Annotated in this window: 20 protein-coding genes and 1 tRNA gene; 4 read left to right on the forward strand and 17 right to left on the reverse strand. The window is 59.0% G+C overall.

Features of this window, described 5'->3' with window-relative positions; genetic code table 11:
• Positions 1-87: 87 nt before the first annotated feature.
• The 10 genes from iscX to trmJ all read right to left on the reverse strand — a co-directional run bounded on the left by iscX (position 88) and on the right by trmJ (position 7,406).
• Positions 88-288 carry a Fe-S cluster assembly protein IscX gene (gene iscX, locus AC3WRD_RS20025; RefSeq protein ID WP_027619659.1) on the reverse strand — a complete coding sequence of 67 codons (201 nt, stop codon included), beginning with the start codon at positions 286-288 and terminating at the stop codon, positions 88-90.
• Positions 289-302: 14 nt separating this feature from the next.
• On the reverse strand, positions 303-644 hold the full coding sequence (fdx, locus tag AC3WRD_RS20030) for an ISC system 2Fe-2S type ferredoxin (protein WP_003227897.1): 342 nt from the start codon (positions 642-644) through the stop codon (positions 303-305).
• Entirely contained in the window at positions 644-2,509 is a 1,866-nt protein-coding gene (gene hscA, locus AC3WRD_RS20035) for a Fe-S protein assembly chaperone HscA (RefSeq protein WP_102620822.1), read from the reverse strand. Before hscA ends, fdx begins: the two co-directional genes overlap by 1 nt.
• Before the next feature lie 51 nt (positions 2,510-2,560).
• Complete coding sequence (hscB, locus tag AC3WRD_RS20040; protein WP_102620823.1) at positions 2,561-3,082, reverse strand: co-chaperone HscB; 522 nt, start codon at positions 3,080-3,082, stop codon at positions 2,561-2,563.
• Positions 3,083-3,090: 8 nt separating this feature from the next.
• A complete protein-coding gene (gene iscA / locus AC3WRD_RS20045; protein WP_003227904.1) occupies positions 3,091-3,414 on the reverse strand; it encodes an iron-sulfur cluster assembly protein IscA in 324 nt (107 codons plus the stop codon).
• Positions 3,415-3,442: 28 nt separating this feature from the next.
• Positions 3,443-3,829, reverse strand: coding sequence for a Fe-S cluster assembly scaffold IscU (gene iscU / locus AC3WRD_RS20050; protein WP_003227907.1), 387 nt, complete (start codon positions 3,827-3,829; stop codon positions 3,443-3,445).
• A 101-nt stretch (positions 3,830-3,930) separates the two neighbouring features.
• On the reverse strand, positions 3,931-5,145 hold the full coding sequence (locus AC3WRD_RS20055) for an IscS subfamily cysteine desulfurase (protein ID WP_007956689.1): 1,215 nt from the start codon (positions 5,143-5,145) through the stop codon (positions 3,931-3,933).
• Positions 5,146-5,195: 50 nt separating this feature from the next.
• Positions 5,196-5,687 carry a Fe-S cluster assembly transcriptional regulator IscR gene (gene iscR / locus AC3WRD_RS20060; protein ID WP_007956690.1) on the reverse strand — a complete coding sequence of 164 codons (492 nt, stop codon included), beginning with the start codon at positions 5,685-5,687 and terminating at the stop codon, positions 5,196-5,198.
• A 169-nt stretch (positions 5,688-5,856) separates the two neighbouring features.
• A complete protein-coding gene (gene cysE / locus AC3WRD_RS20065) occupies positions 5,857-6,633 on the reverse strand; it encodes a serine O-acetyltransferase (protein ID WP_007956691.1) in 777 nt (258 codons plus the stop codon).
• A gap of 2 nt (positions 6,634-6,635) precedes the next feature.
• Positions 6,636-7,406 (reverse strand): tRNA (cytosine(32)/uridine(32)-2'-O)-methyltransferase TrmJ, encoded by a 771-nt coding sequence (gene trmJ / locus AC3WRD_RS20070; protein ID WP_007956692.1) that lies wholly within the window; start codon positions 7,404-7,406, stop codon positions 6,636-6,638.
• 145 nt (positions 7,407-7,551) lie between these two features.
• On the opposite strand from trmJ, the gene suhB reads away from it, so the two are divergent.
• Positions 7,552-8,370, forward strand: coding sequence for a type III secretion system regulator SuhB (gene suhB / locus AC3WRD_RS20075; RefSeq protein WP_007903571.1), 819 nt, complete (start codon positions 7,552-7,554; stop codon positions 8,368-8,370).
• Between the two features lie 137 nt (positions 8,371-8,507).
• On the opposite strand, the gene AC3WRD_RS20080 is transcribed toward suhB, so the two are convergent.
• The 6 genes from AC3WRD_RS20080 to queA all read right to left on the reverse strand — a co-directional run bounded on the left by AC3WRD_RS20080 (position 8,508) and on the right by queA (position 14,619).
• Positions 8,508-9,056 (reverse strand): glycine zipper 2TM domain-containing protein, encoded by a 549-nt coding sequence (locus tag AC3WRD_RS20080; protein WP_085709392.1) that lies wholly within the window; start codon positions 9,054-9,056, stop codon positions 8,508-8,510.
• A gap of 131 nt (positions 9,057-9,187) precedes the next feature.
• Positions 9,188-10,102 carry a protein translocase subunit SecF gene (secF, locus tag AC3WRD_RS20085; RefSeq protein WP_102620824.1) on the reverse strand — a complete coding sequence of 305 codons (915 nt, stop codon included), beginning with the start codon at positions 10,100-10,102 and terminating at the stop codon, positions 9,188-9,190.
• 9 nt (positions 10,103-10,111) lie between these two features.
• Positions 10,112-11,980, reverse strand: a complete 1,869-nt coding sequence (gene secD, locus AC3WRD_RS20090; protein WP_096818611.1) for a protein translocase subunit SecD — start codon at positions 11,978-11,980, stop codon at positions 10,112-10,114.
• A gap of 62 nt (positions 11,981-12,042) precedes the next feature.
• Positions 12,043-12,381: a preprotein translocase subunit YajC gene (gene yajC, locus AC3WRD_RS20095; RefSeq protein ID WP_003227923.1), complete on the reverse strand. Its 339-nt coding sequence runs from the start codon at positions 12,379-12,381 to the stop codon at positions 12,043-12,045.
• Between the two features lie 43 nt (positions 12,382-12,424).
• A complete protein-coding gene (gene tgt / locus AC3WRD_RS20100) occupies positions 12,425-13,540 on the reverse strand; it encodes a tRNA guanosine(34) transglycosylase Tgt (protein ID WP_173861352.1) in 1,116 nt (371 codons plus the stop codon).
• 14 nt (positions 13,541-13,554) lie between these two features.
• Positions 13,555-14,619: a tRNA preQ1(34) S-adenosylmethionine ribosyltransferase-isomerase QueA gene (gene queA, locus AC3WRD_RS20105; protein ID WP_102620826.1), complete on the reverse strand. Its 1,065-nt coding sequence runs from the start codon at positions 14,617-14,619 to the stop codon at positions 13,555-13,557.
• Positions 14,620-14,727: 108 nt separating this feature from the next.
• On the opposite strand from queA, the gene AC3WRD_RS20110 reads away from it, so the two are divergent.
• Together AC3WRD_RS20110 and AC3WRD_RS20115 are read left to right on the forward strand one after the other, a co-directional pair.
• Positions 14,728-14,812: transfer RNA gene (locus AC3WRD_RS20110), tRNA-Leu, on the forward strand.
• A 137-nt stretch (positions 14,813-14,949) separates the two neighbouring features.
• The gene (locus AC3WRD_RS20115; RefSeq protein ID WP_096823087.1) at positions 14,950-15,279 is read left to right on the forward strand and encodes a hypothetical protein; all 330 of its coding nucleotides are present in this window, start codon (positions 14,950-14,952) and stop codon (positions 15,277-15,279) included.
• 34 nt (positions 15,280-15,313) lie between these two features.
• Here the strand turns inward: AC3WRD_RS20115 and AC3WRD_RS20120 are convergent, their stop codons facing one another.
• The gene (locus tag AC3WRD_RS20120; RefSeq protein WP_102620827.1) at positions 15,314-16,063 is read right to left on the reverse strand and encodes a hypothetical protein; all 750 of its coding nucleotides are present in this window, start codon (positions 16,061-16,063) and stop codon (positions 15,314-15,316) included.
• 119 nt (positions 16,064-16,182) lie between these two features.
• On the opposite strand from AC3WRD_RS20120, the gene AC3WRD_RS20125 reads away from it, so the two are divergent.
• Positions 16,183-16,548, forward strand: coding sequence for a hypothetical protein (locus tag AC3WRD_RS20125; protein WP_102620828.1), 366 nt, complete (start codon positions 16,183-16,185; stop codon positions 16,546-16,548).
• Positions 16,549-17,210 lie beyond the last annotated feature (662 nt).

The following is a 17,210-nucleotide window of genomic DNA, read 5'->3' on the forward strand; positions in this document are numbered from 1 at the left end:
GTGTAACTCCAGAAACGGTAATTTGCGAAAAATTAAACCCGCGAATTATACGCGGGTTCTTGGGTATTGCCTAACCTGCAAGGACGATCAGTCTACTTCTTCGATCCAGAGGGCCTGGACCGCTTCCAACACTTTCTCGCCGACACGGCCAGAGGTGTTGTCGAAATCAGGCAGTTCCATGATCCATCGCTGCAGGTCGACGAAATTGACAGAGAGCGGATCGACATCCGGCTTGGCTTCGGCCAGCTCTTCTGCAATACGTTGAACATCATTCCAACCGTAGCTCATGACAGTCTTACCAGTCAGTGCGGCGCTTCGGCCGCATGGTTAAGCGAATATTTCGGGATTTCGACGGTGATGTCTTCTTCACCCACGATAGCCTGACAGGCCAGACGCGACTGCGCCTCCAGACCCCACGCACGATCAAGGAAATCTTCCTCCAACTCATCGGCTTCTTCCAGCGAGTCGAAACCCTCGCGAATGATGCAGTGACAAGTGGTGCAAGCGCAGACGCCGCCGCAGGCGCTTTCCATCTCGATATGGTGTTCGTGGGCCAGATCGAGAATCGATGTGCCGGGCTCAGCCTCGACAACCATGCCTTCAGGGCAGAACTTCTCGTGTGGCAGAAAAATGACCTGCGGCATCAGATATCCTCGATTTCATTCAGATTGCGCCCCGACAGAGCGGCCTTCACCGTCTGATCCATACGGCGAGCAGCAAAAGCATCGGTCACTTGCGACAGACGCTTGGTCTGCTGCTCGATGGCGTAACCATCGGTACCTTTCATCAGTTCGGCCAGTTCCTGCACCTGCAGATCGATGACCAGGCGCTCTTCGGCGTCGAGCAAACGCTCGCCATCCGCCTCCAGAGCGCCCTGCACCGCTTCGATCAGGCGCTGGGCATCAACCTGCTGCTCGCGCAAAACGCGGGCGACCTTGTCGTCATTGGCGTGCTGGAACGAATCTTTCAGCATCTTGGCGATTTCGCCGTCGGTCAAACCATAGGACGGCTTGACCTGGATGCTGGCTTCAACGCCCGAACCCAATTCACGGGCGGAAACGCTGAGCAGACCGTCGGCATCGACCTGGAAGGTCACGCGAATTTTCGCCGCGCCTGCGACCATTGCCGGAATGCCGCGCAATTCGAAGCGAGCCAGGGAGCGACAATCGGAGATCAACTCACGCTCGCCCTGCAACACGTGGATCGCCATGGCCGACTGGCCGTCTTTATAAGTGGTGAAGTCCTGGGCGCGAGCGACGGGAATGGTGGTGTTGCGCGGAATCACCTTCTCCATCAGGCCGCCCATGGTTTCCAGCCCAAGGGACAACGGGATCACGTCGAGCAGCAGCAGTTCGCCGCCATCGCGCTTGTTGCCGGCCAGCGTATCGGCCTGGATCGCGGCACCGATGGCCACCACTTGATCCGGGTCGATTTCGGTCAGCGGCTGACGACCGAAGGCTTCGGCGACGGCTTCGCGAACACGTGGAACGCGAGTCGAACCACCCACCATGACCACGGCGTGTACGTCTTCCAGCTCGACGCCGGAGTCGCGGACGGCGCGACGGCAGGCTTTCAGGCTGCGGGCGACCATTGGTTCGATCAGTACATCGAAAGCTTCGCGGGTCAGTTGTGCTTTCCAGTCGCCGTAGGCCACTTCAACACTGTCGGCATCCGTCAGGGCTTCTTTGGCGGCGCAAGCGGTTTGCAGCAGGCTGCGCTGTGCGCCCGGATCGAGGTCGGCGGACAAACCGGCGCTCTCGATGATCCAGCCGGCAATCGCGTGATCGAAGTCATCGCCACCCAGCGCGCTGTCGCCGCCGGTTGCCAGGACTTCGAAGACACCGCCGGTCAGACGCAGAATCGAAATATCGAAAGTGCCGCCACCCAGGTCATAAATCGCGACCAGGCCTTCGGCATGCTGGTCCAGACCGTACGCCACCGCCGCCGCCGTCGGCTCGTTGAGCAGACGCAGCACGTTCAGACCGGCGAGCTTCGCCGCATCCTTGGTAGCCTGACGCTGAGCATCGTCGAAATACGCCGGAACGGTGATCACCGCACCCACCAGCTCACCACCAAGGGTCGCCTCGGCGCGCTGACGCAACACCTTGAGGATATCGGCGGACACTTCGACCGGGCTTTTCGGACCCTGCACGGTGTCGATGAACGGCATGTGCGATTCGCCGCCGACAAAGCGGTACGGCAGTTGATCGCCCAATTGCTTGACGTCGGACAGACCACGGCCCATCAGGCGCTTGACCGACAGCACGGTATTCAGGGGATCGGAGGACGCGGCCAGCTTGGCCGACTCGCCGACTTCGACGCGATCGGCGTGATAGCGCACGGCAGAAGGCAGGATGACCCGCCCTTCGGCGTCGGCCAGCGGCTCGGAAAGACCACTGCGCAACGCAGCGACCAGCGAATTGGTAGTGCCCAAGTCGATCCCCACAGCCAGACGACGCTGGTGCGGTTGAGGACTTTGGCCGGGTTCGGCGATCTGCAGTAGGGCCATCGTGATCAGGACTTATCTGTATATCAGGCGTGCGACCGGAGCGGCACTGGGTTAATCGTCGAGGCGCTCTTCTAACTGGCGCACTTCGTAGGTGAGCTTGTCGAGGAACTGCATGCGTCGCATCAGGCGTTCAGCCTGCTCGCGTTGCGCTGCATCATCCCAACAGGCTGCGAAGCTTTCGTTCAGCTCGTCCTGGGCGGTTTTCAGGCGACGCTTGAAGGTCGCGACACCGTCCAGGTCGGCACTGTCCTGCAGATCTTCGAGTTCTTCGCGCCATTGCATCTGCTGCAGAAGAAACTCGGGATCGTGGACCGTCACTTCCATCGGCACTTCATGCCCGCTGATGGTCAGCAGGTAACGTGCGCGCTGGGCCGGACTCTTGAGCGTCTGATAGGCGTCGTTGAGCCGCGCGGACTGCTCGAGAGCGGAGCGCTGCTCTCGCTCGGAAGCGTCGGCGAAGCGGTCAGGGTGAACGCCGCGCGCCAGCTCGCGATAGCGCGTGGCCAACTGTTCGAGATCCAGACGAAAGCCCGGTTGCAGCTCGAATAAAGCGAAATGACAAGGAATACCCACGACAAGCCTCAGATGTTGAAGCTTTCGCCGCAGCCACATTCACCGCGCACGTTGGGGTTGTTGAACTTGAAGCCTTCGTTCAACCCTTCCTTGACGAAATCGAGCTCGGTGCCGTCGAGGTAAGCCAGGCTTTTCGGGTCGATAATCACTTTTTCGCCGTGACTTTCGAACACCTGATCTTCTGCAACCACCTCGTCGACAAACTCCAGCACGTAGGCAAGGCCGGAACAGCCCGTGGTGCGAACACCCAGACGAATCCCTTCACCCTTGCCGCGCCCGTCGAGGGAGCGTCGCACGTGTCGAGCAGCCGCTTCTGTCATGCTGATAGCCATCGTTGACTCCTTACTCGTCGCCCAATGCTTAGATCAAGCCTTTCTTCTGCTTGTAATCGCGAACAGCCGCCTTGATGGCGTCTTCAGCGAGTACCGAGCAGTGGATTTTCACTGGCGGCAGGGCCAGTTCTTCGGCCAGCTGGGTGTTCTTGATGGTTTCAGCTTCGTCCAGGGTCTTGCCCTTCATCCACTCGGTGGCGAGGGAGCTGGAGGCGATAGCCGAACCGCAGCCGTAAGTCTTGAACTTGGCGTCTTCGATAACGCCCTGATCGTTGACCTTGATCTGCAGACGCATCACGTCGCCGCATGCCGGGGCGCCGACCATGCCGGTGCCGACATCCGGGTCTTCGGCATTCATCTTGCCGACGTTACGCGGGTTTTCGTAGTGGTCGATGACCTTTTCGCTGTAAGCCATGATTCTCAATCCTCACTCATCAGGGCCGCTCTTGAGACCCTGCAACTGCGCTGCGTAAACCGCCGCGTCGCTACAGGATCTGTATCCGGCGGCTTCTATATTTAGTGTGCCGCCCACTCGATCTTCGAGATATCGACGCCGTCTTTGTACATGTCCCACAGCGGCGACAGAGCGCGCAGCTTGGTAACGGCCTCGCAGACTTTCTGCGCGGCGTAGTCGATTTCTTCTTCGGTGGTGAAACGGCCGAAGGTGAAACGGATCGAGCTGTGTGCCAGTTCGTCGTTGCGGCCCAGGGCGCGCAGTACGTACGAAGGCTCAAGCGACGCCGAGGTGCAGGCCGAACCGGACGAAACCGCCAGATCCTTGAGCGCCATGATCAGCGACTCGCCTTCAACGTAGTTGAAGCTCAGGTTCAGGTTGTGCGGAACGCGGGCGGTCAGGCTGCCGTTGACGTACAGCTCTTCCAGGTGTTCGACCTGCTTGTAGAAGCGGTCGCTCAACGCCTTGATGCGGACGTTTTCGGCAGCCATGTCTTCCTTGGCCACACGGAACGCTTCGCCCATGCCGACGATCTGGTGGGTCGCCAGGGTGCCGGAACGCATGCCACGTTCGTGACCGCCACCGTGCATGGTCGCTTCGATGCGCACACGCGGCTTGCGGCTCACGTACAGCGCACCGATGCCTTTAGGGCCGTAGGTCTTGTGGGCAGAGAACGACATCATGTCGACTTTCAGCTTCTGCAGGTCGATCTCGACCTTGCCGGTGGACTGAGCGGCGTCGACGTGGAACAGGATGCCTTTCGAACGAAGCAGTTCGCCGATGGCGGCGATGTCGTTGACGGTGCCGATTTCGTTGTTCACGTGCATTACCGACACCAGGATGGTGTCTTCACGCAGTGCAGCTTCGATCATGGCAGGCGTGATCAGACCGTCTTCGGTCGGATCGAGGTAGGTCACTTCGAAACCTTCGCGCTCCAGTTGGCGCATGGTGTCGAGGACCGCCTTGTGCTCGATCTTGGAGGTGATCAGGTGCTTGCCCTTGGAGGCGTAGAAATGTGCCGCACCCTTGATTGCCAGGTTGTCGGACTCGGTGGCACCGGAGGTCCAGACGATTTCACGCGGGTCGGCATTGACCAGATCGGCCACCTGACGACGAGCGTTTTCGACGGACTCTTCGGCCTTCCAGCCGAACACGTGGGAACGGGACGCCGGGTTACCGAAGTTTCCGTCGACCAGCAGGCATTCACTCATTTTTTGCGCAACGCGCGGATCGACCGGGGTGGTCGCAGAGTAATCAAGGTAAATCGGCAATTTCATGGACTATCTCCTAAATCAGGCTGGCTGGCGTGCCGCTAGCTCTCTGGCTGTCATTCGACGGCGGACGCTTCAATCTTGTCCAGGCGCGGCGCCTTGCCATTGCAACGACGCTGATCCTGACGCTGGGCCACTTCCTGCACCTCACGGCGAGTTACGAGGTCGGCCAAGCTGATACCGCTGAGAAATTCGTGAATCTGCAGGCTCAGGTCGCACCACAGGTGATGGGTCAGGCAGGTGTCGCCGGAATGGCAATCGCCTTGGCCCTGGCATTTTGTTGCATCGACCGATTCGTTCACCGCATCGATCACCTGAGCGACCTGGATGCCCTGCATGTCGCGGGACAACTGGTAGCCACCGCCCGGACCGCGAACACTGGAAACCAGGTTACTGCGGCGCAGCTTGGCGAACAGCTGTTCGAGATAGGACAGGGAGATGCCTTGGCGCTCGGAGATATCGGCCAGGGACACCGGCCCGTGTTGCGCGTGCAACGCCAGATCAAGCATGGCGGTCACGGCGTATCGGCCTTTTGTAGTCAGTCGCATGGACAATTACCACGGAGTTCGGAATGGACGGGAGTATGCAATTCCCGAGCATTTAAGTCAACTATAAGACCTAGTGCTTTAGTCGGGTTTACCCGCAAAAGAGCGCGCGAATGATAGCAGGGTCTGCGGCTTAATGGCACACCGGTCAGCAGCAGCCCCTGCCGGGACGTCAGTGGAGCTTGGATTCGTCCTTGCCTTTGACGCAGGCGAAGTCTTCTTCACGCAATTCAGGCAGATCTTTCGCACAATAATTGCTGCCCAGATCCTTCAACGCACCGCACATCCCTTCCAGACGGCCATCCACCGCCTGAAGGTGATCCAGCAGTTGACCAATGGCACGCGCCACCGGGTCCGGCATGTCTTCGCTCACACCGTAAGCATCAAAACCGATCTTCTCGGCCATCGCTTTACGCTTGGCGTCGGCTTCATCATCGGACTTGACGATGATCCGGCCCGGGATGCCCACCACCGTGGCACCTGGCGGCACTTCCTTGGTCACTACGGCATTGGAGCCAACCTTGGCACCGGCACCGACCGTGAACGGGCCAAGCACTTTCGCGCCAGCCCCCACGACTACGCCATCACCCAGCGTCGGGTGACGCTTGCCCTTGTTCCAGCTGGTGCCGCCAAGGGTCACACCCTGATAGATGGTGACGTCATCGCCGATTTCAGCGGTTTCGCCAATCACGATGCCCATGCCATGGTCGATGAAGAAGCGACGACCGACCTTGGCGCCCGGATGAATCTCAATACCGGTCAACCAGCGACCGAAGTTCGACACCAGCCGCGCCAGCCATTTCAGATCATTGCGCCAGAGCATGCCGGCCAGTCGATGAATCCAGATTGCATGCATGCCGGGGTAGCAGGTCAGGACTTCAAAAGCGTTACGCGCCGCCGGGTCTCGGTGGAATACGCTCTGGATATCTTCACGCAAACGCTCGAACATCATTAATCCTTCCGTTTAAGGAGCTCGCCACGGGCCGCTTTCTGGGTTTCCGTGAGGATGCCACGCAAAATATTCATTTCCGCCCGGCTGACCGAGCTGCGTCCGTACAACCGGCGCAGGCGCGCCATCAAGTGCCGCGGTTTTTCCGGATCGAGGAATTCGATGGCCACCAGGGTCTGTTCCAGGTGCTCGTAGAATCGCTCCAGCTCATCCATGGTCGCCAGCTCGGCGCTTTTCACGGAGGCCACTTCTTCCTTCTCGATCTTGGTCGGCTGACCTTGTGCGGCCAGCCAGGCCATGCGCACTTCATAACTCAACACCTGCACCGCCGCCCCGAGGTTCAGCGAACTGAATTCAGGATCGGAGGGAATGTGCACGTGATAGTGACATCGCTGCAGCTCGTCATTGGTCAGGCCGGAATCTTCACGACCGAACACCAGTGCGATTTCCGCGCCCTGCCCGGCCTCCTCGACCACTTTGGTTCCGCACTCGCGCGGGTCCAGCAATGGCCAGGGAATGCGCCGGTCGCGGGCACTGGTGCCGAGCACCAGATTGCAGCCGACCAGGGCGTCTTCCAAGGTGGCGACGACTTGTGCGTTTTCAAGGATGTCACCGGCACCAGAGGCGCGAGCGTCGGCTTCGTGATGCGGGAAGACTCGCGGGTCAACCAGCACCAACCGCGACAGGCCCATGTTTTTCATGGCGCGCGCGGTCCCGCCGATGTTTCCCGGATGGCTGGTATTGACCAGGACGACACGAATATTTTGCAGCACGGCGGGCGCTCTCGGACTCGGCAAAGGGGTGCAAATCTTACAGAACAGCCTACCGTTAAGCTATGAAAGCGAACAGCGACCTTCACCTGAAGAAAAGTTCTGATAGAATGCGCGGCTTTCTTTAACAACCTTAGGTGACACATCCATGCAGCCCATGCTGAATATCGCGCTGCGCGCCGCCCGCAGCGCCAGTGAACTGATCTTCCGCTCCATCGAGCGCCTGGATACCATCAAGGTCGACGAAAAAGACGCCAAGGATTATGTATCCGAGGTTGATCGCGCCGCCGAACAGAAAATCATCGATGCTCTGCGCAAGGCTTACCCGAATCACTCGATCATGGGTGAAGAGACCGGCATGCACGCCGGTAACGGCATCGAAGGCGAAGAATACCTGTGGATCATTGACCCACTGGACGGCACCACCAACTTCCTGCGCGGCATTCCTCACTTCGCTGTCAGCATTGCCTGCAAATACCGTGGTCGCCTGGAACACGCCGTTGTTCTGGATCCGGTTCGCCAGGAAGAATTCACTGCCAGCCGTGGTCGCGGCGCTCAACTGAACGGTCGTCGCCTGCGTGTCAGCGGTCGCACCAGCCTGGACGGCGCTCTGCTCGGCACCGGTTTCCCGTTCCGTGACGACCAGATGGACAACCTCGACAACTACCTGGGCATGTTCCGCGCCCTGGTTGGCCAGACTGCCGGCATCCGCCGCGCCGGCTCGGCGAGCCTGGACCTGGCTTACGTGGCCGCCGGTCGTTTCGACGCGTTCTGGGAGTCGGGCCTGTCCGAGTGGGACATGGCTGCTGGCGCCCTGCTGATTCAGGAAGCAGGCGGCCTGGTGAGCGATTTCACCGGCGGTCACGACTTCCTTGAAAAAGGCCACGTCGTTGCCGGCAACACCAAATGCTTCAAGGCAGTTCTGACGGCGATCCAGCCGCACCTGCCGGCTTCGCTGAAGCGCTAAGCTTTTCGCGAAACCCAAAAAAGCACCCTTCGGGGTGCTTTTTTTATGCCTCTAATTCGATCCCCCTGCATTTCTCGCTCAAATCGCAGACATAAAAAAGCACCCCGAAGGGTGCTTTCTTATCAGCTTTCAGCAGATCACTGCCCCGGCTGCGCCTGAGACAGGATCAGCTTGCCTTCCTTGTCGACCGGAATCTGGTTGCCCGGATCACGATCCATCCGCACTTTGCCTTCCTTGCCGTCCAGCGAGTAACGAACGTCATAGCCTACGACCTTGTCGCTGATGTCATTCACCGTATTACAGCGAGTCTGCGTGGTGGTGTAGGTATCGCGATTCTGCATGCCTTCCTGCACCTTGTTGCCGGCATAACCGCCACCGACCGCACCGGCCACCGTGGCAATCTTCTTGCCGGTGCCGCCGCCGATCTGATTACCCAGCAAACCACCTGCCACGGCACCGATGGCGGTACCGAGAATCTGGTGTTGATCCTTGACCGGCGCCTGCCGGGTCACAGCGACATCCTTGCACACTTCACGTGGAGTCTTGATCTGTGTCTTGACCGGTTCGACGGCCAACACTTGCGCATACTCAGGGCCGCTTTTAACCAGGCTGTAGGTGGCAACAGCACCCCCGGCAGTCACACCGACAGCACCCAATACCGCACCAACCAGTAACGACTTGTTCACATGAACCTCCTGACCATCACATGCGGGACAAGCCCGCGCTTCTCCCAGCCTTGGAGCAAAAAAAAAGACGCGAGTTCAACTCGCGTCTTTTTTGTCTAGTACCACCGGGAGAATGCTATGGAAGCAGAGCCTCAAGGACGGTCGTCGACTTCCTTCTCGGTGTTGGCCGGAGGAATCAGGTCTTCGGTAGACAGGTTCAGCCAGATCAGCACCACGTTGGCGATGTAGATCGACGAATAGGTACCCGCCAGAACACCCACCAGCAGCGCCAGGGAGAAGCCGTACAGGTTGTCACCGCCGAAGAACAGCAGCGCCGCGATTGCCAGCAAGGTGGAAACCGAAGTCGCGATGGTCCGCAACAGGGTCTGGGTGGTCGAGATGTTGATGTTCTCGATCAGCGTAGCCTTGCGCAGTACGCGGAAGTTCTCACGCACCCGGTCGAATACGACGATGGTGTCGTTCAGCGAGTAGCCGATGATCGCCAGTACTGCCGCCAGCACCGTCAGATCGAAGGTGATCTGGAAGAACGACAGGATACCGACGGTCACGATCACGTCGTGAATCAGCGAAACGATGGCGCCGACCGCGAATTTCCACTGAAAGCGGAAAGCCAGGTAGATCAGGATGCCGCCGAGTGCCAGCAGCATGCCGAGGCCACCCTGGTCACGCAGCTCTTCACCGACCTGCGGGCCGACGAACTCGACGCGCTTGACCGTCGCCGGGTTGTCGCCACCGACCTTCTGCAGCGCTTGCGCTACCTGATGACCCAACTGCGGATCTTCACCCGGCATGCGCACCAGCAGATCGGTGGTAGCACCGAAGTTCTGCACGATAGCTTCGTGATAGCCGGCGGTGGTCAGCTGATCACGCACCTTGGTGACATCGGCCGGACGCTCGTAGGTCAGCTCGATGAGCGTACCGCCGGTGAAGTCCAGACCCCAGTTCATGCCCTTGTGGAATACGCTGAAAACAGCCAGCAAGGTCAGGAACACTGTGACGCCGAACGCGAAGTTGCGGACGCCCATGAAGTTGATTGTACGTAACATGGCAGCCCCTTAAATCCACAACTTCTTGAAGTCACGACCGCCGAAGATCAGGTTGACCATCGCGCGGGTGACCATGATGGCCGTGAACATCGAAGTCAGAACCCCGAGGGACATGGTTACTGCGAAGCCCTTCACCGGGCCGGTGCCCATGGCGAAGAGAATGCCGCCGACCAGCAATGTGGTCAGGTTGGCGTCGAGAATCGCAGTGAATGCCCGACCGAAGCCTTCGTTGATTGCACGCTGCACGGTCATGCCGGCGGCGATCTCTTCACGGATCCGCGAGAAGATCAGCACGTTGGCGTCGACCGCCATACCCATGGTCAACACGATACCGGCGATACCCGGCAGGGTCAGCGTGGCACCCAGCAGCGACATCAGTGCCAGCAGCAGCACCATGTTCACCGCCAGCGCGACGGTGGCGATCAGGCCGAAGAAGCGGTAGATGGCGATGATGAACAGCGAGACGAACAGCATGCCCCACAGCGATGCATCGATACCCTTGGTGATGTTGTCCGCACCCAGGCTAGGGCCGATGGTTCGTTCTTCAGCGAAGTACATCGGAGCGGCCAGACCACCGGCACGCAGCAGCAGCGCCAATTCGGACGACTCGCCCTGGCCGTTCAGGCCGGTGATACGGAATTGCGCACCCAGCGGCGACTGAATGGTCGCCAGGCTGATGATCTTCTTCTCTTCCTTGAACGTCTGTACGGCAACGTCTTTCTCGACGCCGTCGACCATTTGCTTGGTGTACGTGGTCACCGGACGCTGTTCGATGAAGATCACCGCCATGCTGCGACCGACGTTGCTGCGGGTCGCGCGGCTCATCAGTTCGCCACCGTGGCCATCCAGACGGATGTTCACTTCAGGGGTGCCGTGCTCACCGAAGCCGGCCTTGGCGTCAGTCACCTGGTCACCGGTGATGATCAGGCCACGCTCGATCTGTGCAGGAGGACGCTTGCCTTCGCGGAACTCGAACGTCTCGGAAGTGGCTTTCGAAGCACCCGGCTCGGCGGCCAGGCGGAACTCGAGGTTGGCCGTCTTGCCGAGGATACGCTTGGCTTCGGCAGTGTCCTGTACGCCCGGCAGCTCAACCACGATACGGTTGGCACCCTGACGCTGGACGATCGGTTCGGCAACACCCAGCTCGTTGACGCGGTTACGTACCGTGGTCAAGTTCTGCTTGATGGAGTATTCACGGATTTCCGCCAGCTTGGCCGGGGTCATCGCCAGACGCAGCACCGGTTGACCATTGAGGTCGGCCGGAACAATGTCGAAATCGTTGAAGTTCTTGCGGATCAGCACACGGGCCTGTTCGCGGGAGTCTTCATCGCTGAAGCCCAACTGAATGGCACCGCCCAGTTGCGGCAGGCTGCGATAGCGCAGTTTTTCTTTACGCAGCAGGCTCTTGACGTCGCCTTCATAGACTTTCAGGCGTGCATCGAGGGCTTTTTCCATGTCCACTTCCAGCAGGAAGTGCACACCACCGGACAAGTCCAGACCCAGCTTCATCGGGTGCGCGGCCACGCTGCGCAGCCATTGCGGGGTGGTCTGTGCCAGGTTCAGCGCGACGACGTAGTCATCACCCAATGCCTTGCGCACAACGTCCTTGGCCGGCAGCTGGTCTTCAGCCTTGGTCAGACGGATCAGACCGCCCTTGCCGTTTGCAGCCAGGCTCGAGGCCTTGACGTTGATCCCGGATTCCTTGAGCGCGGTGCTCACGCGATCCAGGTCGGCCTGATTGACCTGCAGGGCCGTGCTGGCGCCGCTGATCTGAATGGCCGGGTCATCGGGGTATAGATTGGGAGCGGAATAAATCAGACCGATCGCCAGCACCGCCAGGATCAGAATGTATTTCCACAGAGGATATTTGTTCAGCATCACGCCGCCCGTTATGACGCGGGGCGCCTTGCGCGCCCCGTCGATTGAGTAGAAGTTGAAACTTAGATCGCTTTCAGCGTGCCTTTTGGCAGCGTGGCGGCGATGGCGCCCTTCTGGAACTTCATTTCCACGGTGTCGGAAACTTCCAGAACCACGAAGTCGTCGGCCACTTTGGTGATCTTGCCGGCGATGCCGCCGGTGGTAACCACTTCGTCACCCTTCGCCAGGCTGCTCAGCAGGTTTTTCTGCTCTTTGGCGCGCTTGGCCTGTGGACGCCAGATCATCAGGTAGAAGATGACCAGGAAGCCAACCAGGAAAATCCACTCGAAGCCGCCACCCATTGGGCCGGCTGCTGCCGGTGCAGCCGCGTCAGCCATGGCATTAGAGATAAAAAAGCTCATTTAGCACTCCAGTTGCAAATGTTGAATCTTGGGGTCAGAAAACTCAGTCCAAAGGCGGAACGGGAAGCCCGCGTTTGGCGTAGAAGGCATCGACAAAGGCGGCCAATGTACCCTGTTGAATAGCCTCGCGCAAACCAGCCATCAGCACCTGATAATGGCGCAAATTGTGGATGGTATTGAGCATGCTGCCGAGCATTTCGCCGCACTTGTCCAGATGATGCAGATAAGCGCGCGAGAAGTTCTGGCAGGTATAGCAATCGCAGGTCGGATCCAGCGGCGAATCATCATGGCGATGGAACGCGTTACGGATCTTCAGCACGCCAGTATCAATGAACAGATGCCCATTGCGGGCATTACGGGTTGGCATCACGCAATCGAACATGTCCACACCGCGGCGCACACCCTCAACCAGATCTTCCGGTTTGCCAACGCCCATAAGGTAACGAGGTTTGTCAGCCGGCATCATGCCCGGCAGATAATCCAGCACCTTGATCATTTCGTGCTTGGGCTCGCCCACCGACAGGCCGCCGATGGCCAGACCGTCGAAGCCGATCTTGTCCAGGCCTTCCAGAGAACGCATGCGCAGGTCCTGGTGCATGCCGCCCTGAACGATACCGAACAACGCCGCCGTGTTGTCGCCATGGGCATTCTTCGAACGCTGGGCCCAGCGCAACGACAGCTCCATGGAAACACGGGCAACGTCTTCGTCGGCCGGGTACGGGGTGCATTCGTCGAAGATCATCACGATGTCCGAGCCCAGATCACGCTGGACCTGCATCGACTCTTCCGGACCCATGAACACTTTCGAGCCGTCGACCGGGGAGGAGAAGGTCACGCCCTCCTCCTTGATCTTGCGCATGGCGCCGAGGCTGAACACCTGGAAGCCGCCGGAATCGGTGAGGATCGGGCCTTTCCACTGCATGAAATCGTGCAGGTCGCCGTGTTCCTTGATCACTTCAGTACCAGGACGCAGCCACAGGTGGAAGGTGTTGCCCAGAATGATCTCAGCGCCCGTGGCGACGATGTCACGCGGCAACATGCCCTTGACCGTGCCGTAGGTGCCAACCGGCATGAAGGCCGGGGTCTCGACGGTGCCACGGGGGAAGGTCAGGCGACCACGACGAGCCTTGCCGTCGGTGGCCAGGAGCTCGAAGGACATGCGGCATTGGCGACTCATTCTGTTTCCTCGGGGCCTGTTTCTTTAGGGGCAGTAGGTGCGGGGTTACGGGTGATGAACATCGCATCACCGTAGCTGAAAAAGCGGTATTCGTTTTCGACGGCGGCCTTGTAGGCAGCCATGGTTTCCGGATAGCCGGCGAACGCCGAAACCAGCATCAACAACGTGGATTCGGGCAAATGGAAATTGGTGACCAGGGCGTCGACCACATGGAACGGCCGGCCCGGGAAGATAAAGATATCGGTGTCGCCACTGAACGGCTTGAGCACGCCATCACGAGCGGCGCTCTCCAGCGAACGTACGCTGGTGGTGCCCACGGCAATCACCCGACCGCCACGCGCACGGCAGGCAGCGACTGCATCGACCACGTCCTGGCCGACTTCCAGCCATTCGCTGTGCATGTGGTGATCTTCGAGCTTTTCGACACGCACCGGCTGGAACGTACCCGCACCGACGTGCAACGTAACGAACGCGGTCTCGACACCCTTGGCGGCGATCGCTTCCATCAGCGTCTGGTCGAAGTGCAGCCCGGCGGTCGGCGCTGCCACCGCGCCGAGCTTCTCGGCGTACACGGTCTGATAACGCTCACGATCCGAGCCTTCGTCCGGGCGGTCGATATAAGGCGGCAGCGGCATGTGCCCGACGCGGTCGAGGAGCGGCAGCACTTCTTCAGCGAAACTCAACTCGAACAGGGCATCGTGGCGAGCCAGCATTTCGGCTTCGCCTCCACCGTCGATGAGGATCTTCGAACCCGGCTTGGGTGACTTGCTGGAGCGCACATGGGCCAGCACGCGGTGCGTGTCGAGCACTCGCTCGATGAGGATTTCCAGCTTGCCGCCAGACGCCTTCTGACCGAACAGCCGTGCCGGAATCACCCGGGTATTGTTGAACACCATCAGATCGCCCGGGCGCAAATGCTCAAGCAGATCAGTGAATTGACGGTGTGCCAGGGCGCCGCTGACACCATCCAGGGTCAACAGGCGACTACCGCGACGCTCGGCCAAAGGGTGGCGGGCGATCAGCGAATCAGGAAGCTCGAAGGTAAAGTCAGCAACGCGCATGATGGAGTTCGTCTAGCAGGGCCGGAAAGTCTAGCGGAAATATCGAAAATTGACCATGAAACGTGATTGACCAACGGTAGGTACCTCTCTATACTTCGCCGCCATTGAGCCCTGATGGCGGAATTGGTAGACGCGGCGGATTCAAAATCCGTTTTCGAAAGGAGTGGGAGTTCGAGTCTCCCTCGGGGCACCAAAATTAAGAAAGGTCTTGCTTTGCAAGGCCTTTTTTTTCGCCTGCCGGAAAGTGGCTGCTGTTGTCGGAGCCGCCGAAGGCTGCGATCTTTTGATCTTCCCTGTAACAACAACAGGACACCTCAAAGGATTCACTGCATGGAAACGTCACTGGAAACCGTCGCCCTGTTCTCCCTCAAACTCGCGTACGAGGAAGAAGGCCTGAGCCCGATTCTGCGGGATGACATGGTCATGGGCGACTATCAGAAAGACGTATTCGAATTGCTGGTGCGCCGGGGTGATGTCGAGACGATCCAGTTCAAGATGAACGAGTGCCTGGCGCTGGCGATGGATGCGCTGGGTGGCTTCGAGAAACCGCTGGGGCGGGAACTGCACAAGTTGTCGACCGACCTCAGTCAGGCACAGTCGCTGGAACAACTGGATCAGCCGCTCCTCGCGCTCAAGGGTTATTTGAAGGACATTCTGTAATCAGACACGCGATCTGAAGGAACAGCCCCTCGGATTACTTGCGCACTTTTACCACTTGAATGTCGATGGGGAACCCACCTGCCCCTTCCAGTTTCTTCCATCCAACGTATTGAAAAATCGCGTCCCGATCGATGGTATCGCCCCTCTCCACCATTGCTCCGCCCAGCACCGCAACCTCTCTATAGATTGCGCAGCTGCCCTCATCGGGATAGGCGGTGTAGATCACATAGGGTTTGTCGTATCGCACGGCACGAAAATGTCGGCCGCAACCCCAGTCGACCGTGATCATCAATGTCTTCAGTAACGCTTCGCCATCCGTTTCCGAATCCTCGGCGATCTCATGGAGTTTGCCGAGTTTGCCGACGTCACTAAAGCCCAGAGCACGGGCGCGCTTGTATTCCGGGGACTCCAAATGTTCGGCCTCAGCCTTTAAGGCTTGCTGCAGAATCTCTTTGTCCTGGACGTTATGTTCGTTGTTCCAGATCTCGGTTGCTTGGGCAATGACGTTTTCGCAACGGGCATAATCGGAAGAGGCAAGGCTCGCGTGGGTGAGGTGCTCGCGATGGACGAAAACAGGTCGCATCAAGCTATCGACGCGGAACATCGCATCCCTGGCAGTAATTGTCCCGCTTTGAACGTTGTTCAACACTTGCTGAAAACGTTCACAATCGGAGAGGTATCCCTTCCAGGCGGCCTCCGGGGTTTCGGCGGCAAGCGCCGGAGCCATTACGATGGCGAGAAGGAAAGCGCCGAGCAGGCGCGAGACAGAAGAAACGCCAGGCAAGTGTAGTCCGTTACGCAGATGAAGAAAGTGGCGCGAAGCTACTATTTTGATATCTTGCCGTCCACTCTCGCTGGAGGCCTATCAACCGCCTCAGTTATCACGCACTCGGGAATAAACCCATGGATGCTTTGCTGTGCTTGATGGTGATGGCCGGAACCTGGTGGTGGGTGGTGAAGCAACGGGGTGAGTGGAACTTGTTACTTGGCAACCTTGCTGGCGCCGGAAGTAGCGTGGTAACCGGTATTGTGTTCACGCTGATATACGACGGGGTCATTGGTACGACGATGGCGACACCCAACCTGGATCGCAGTCTGGTGGTGTTCATCACAAGCGCGAGCGTTCTGGCGGGGGTATGGTTGTGGATTGCCAATCGTCGCCAACCGGCACATCCGGCTGCACGTCAGTTGCTGGGCGCCGTGTGTGGGGTTGCCGCCGGCGTGGCGACCCTGCTGTTTCTTGCAGTGAATTATTTCCCCAACATGTGATCGGACGGCGTGACTGTTCTGCTATCTCGCCGCCCATCGTTAGCGTTCACTTCGCAAAAAATGAATCAGCCCCCTTTTTTCCAGCCTTCCCTCAAACTCGCTTATGAGGAAGACGGCCTGAGCCCGCCCCTGCGCGATGATCTGGCCATGGGTGATTACCAAGGGGCTTTTGCTGCCTGGGATAATGTCACCATCTCTTCTAGACAGCTCCACCCTCATCTTTCGAGACAGTCTCAACGACAGCTTATCGATTTCTTGTTACCAAGCCCCTAGCAGCTTGGCGGCATCATCGTTGACTGCAAAACCATCGCGATACATCCAGCACTGGCAAGGCCGAGAGAGCGCCGTAACCAGCCGCCATTGCGACTCAACCCAACAAGTCTCACAAGGTAGTCCAGCTCTTCAGGGGCGCCCTGGAGGGCCTCTCATGAGATACCGACACCCCGGCGGCAAATGGCCGCCAATCGCACTGTGTCCGGCATGAAGGCTTCCTTTGGAAAAGTACAAAAGCTAGGGCTGAACCTTAGCATTGTCGGCAGGCGAGGACAGCCGCAAGGCGTCCGAGAATGTCGTACGAACTTTCCCGCGGGCAAAACAAAACCCCAACTGCTTTCGCAATTGGGGTTTCGGAATTTAATCTTGACGATGACCTACTCTCACAT

This window comes from Pseudomonas sp. FW215-R2 (assembly GCF_058789255.1).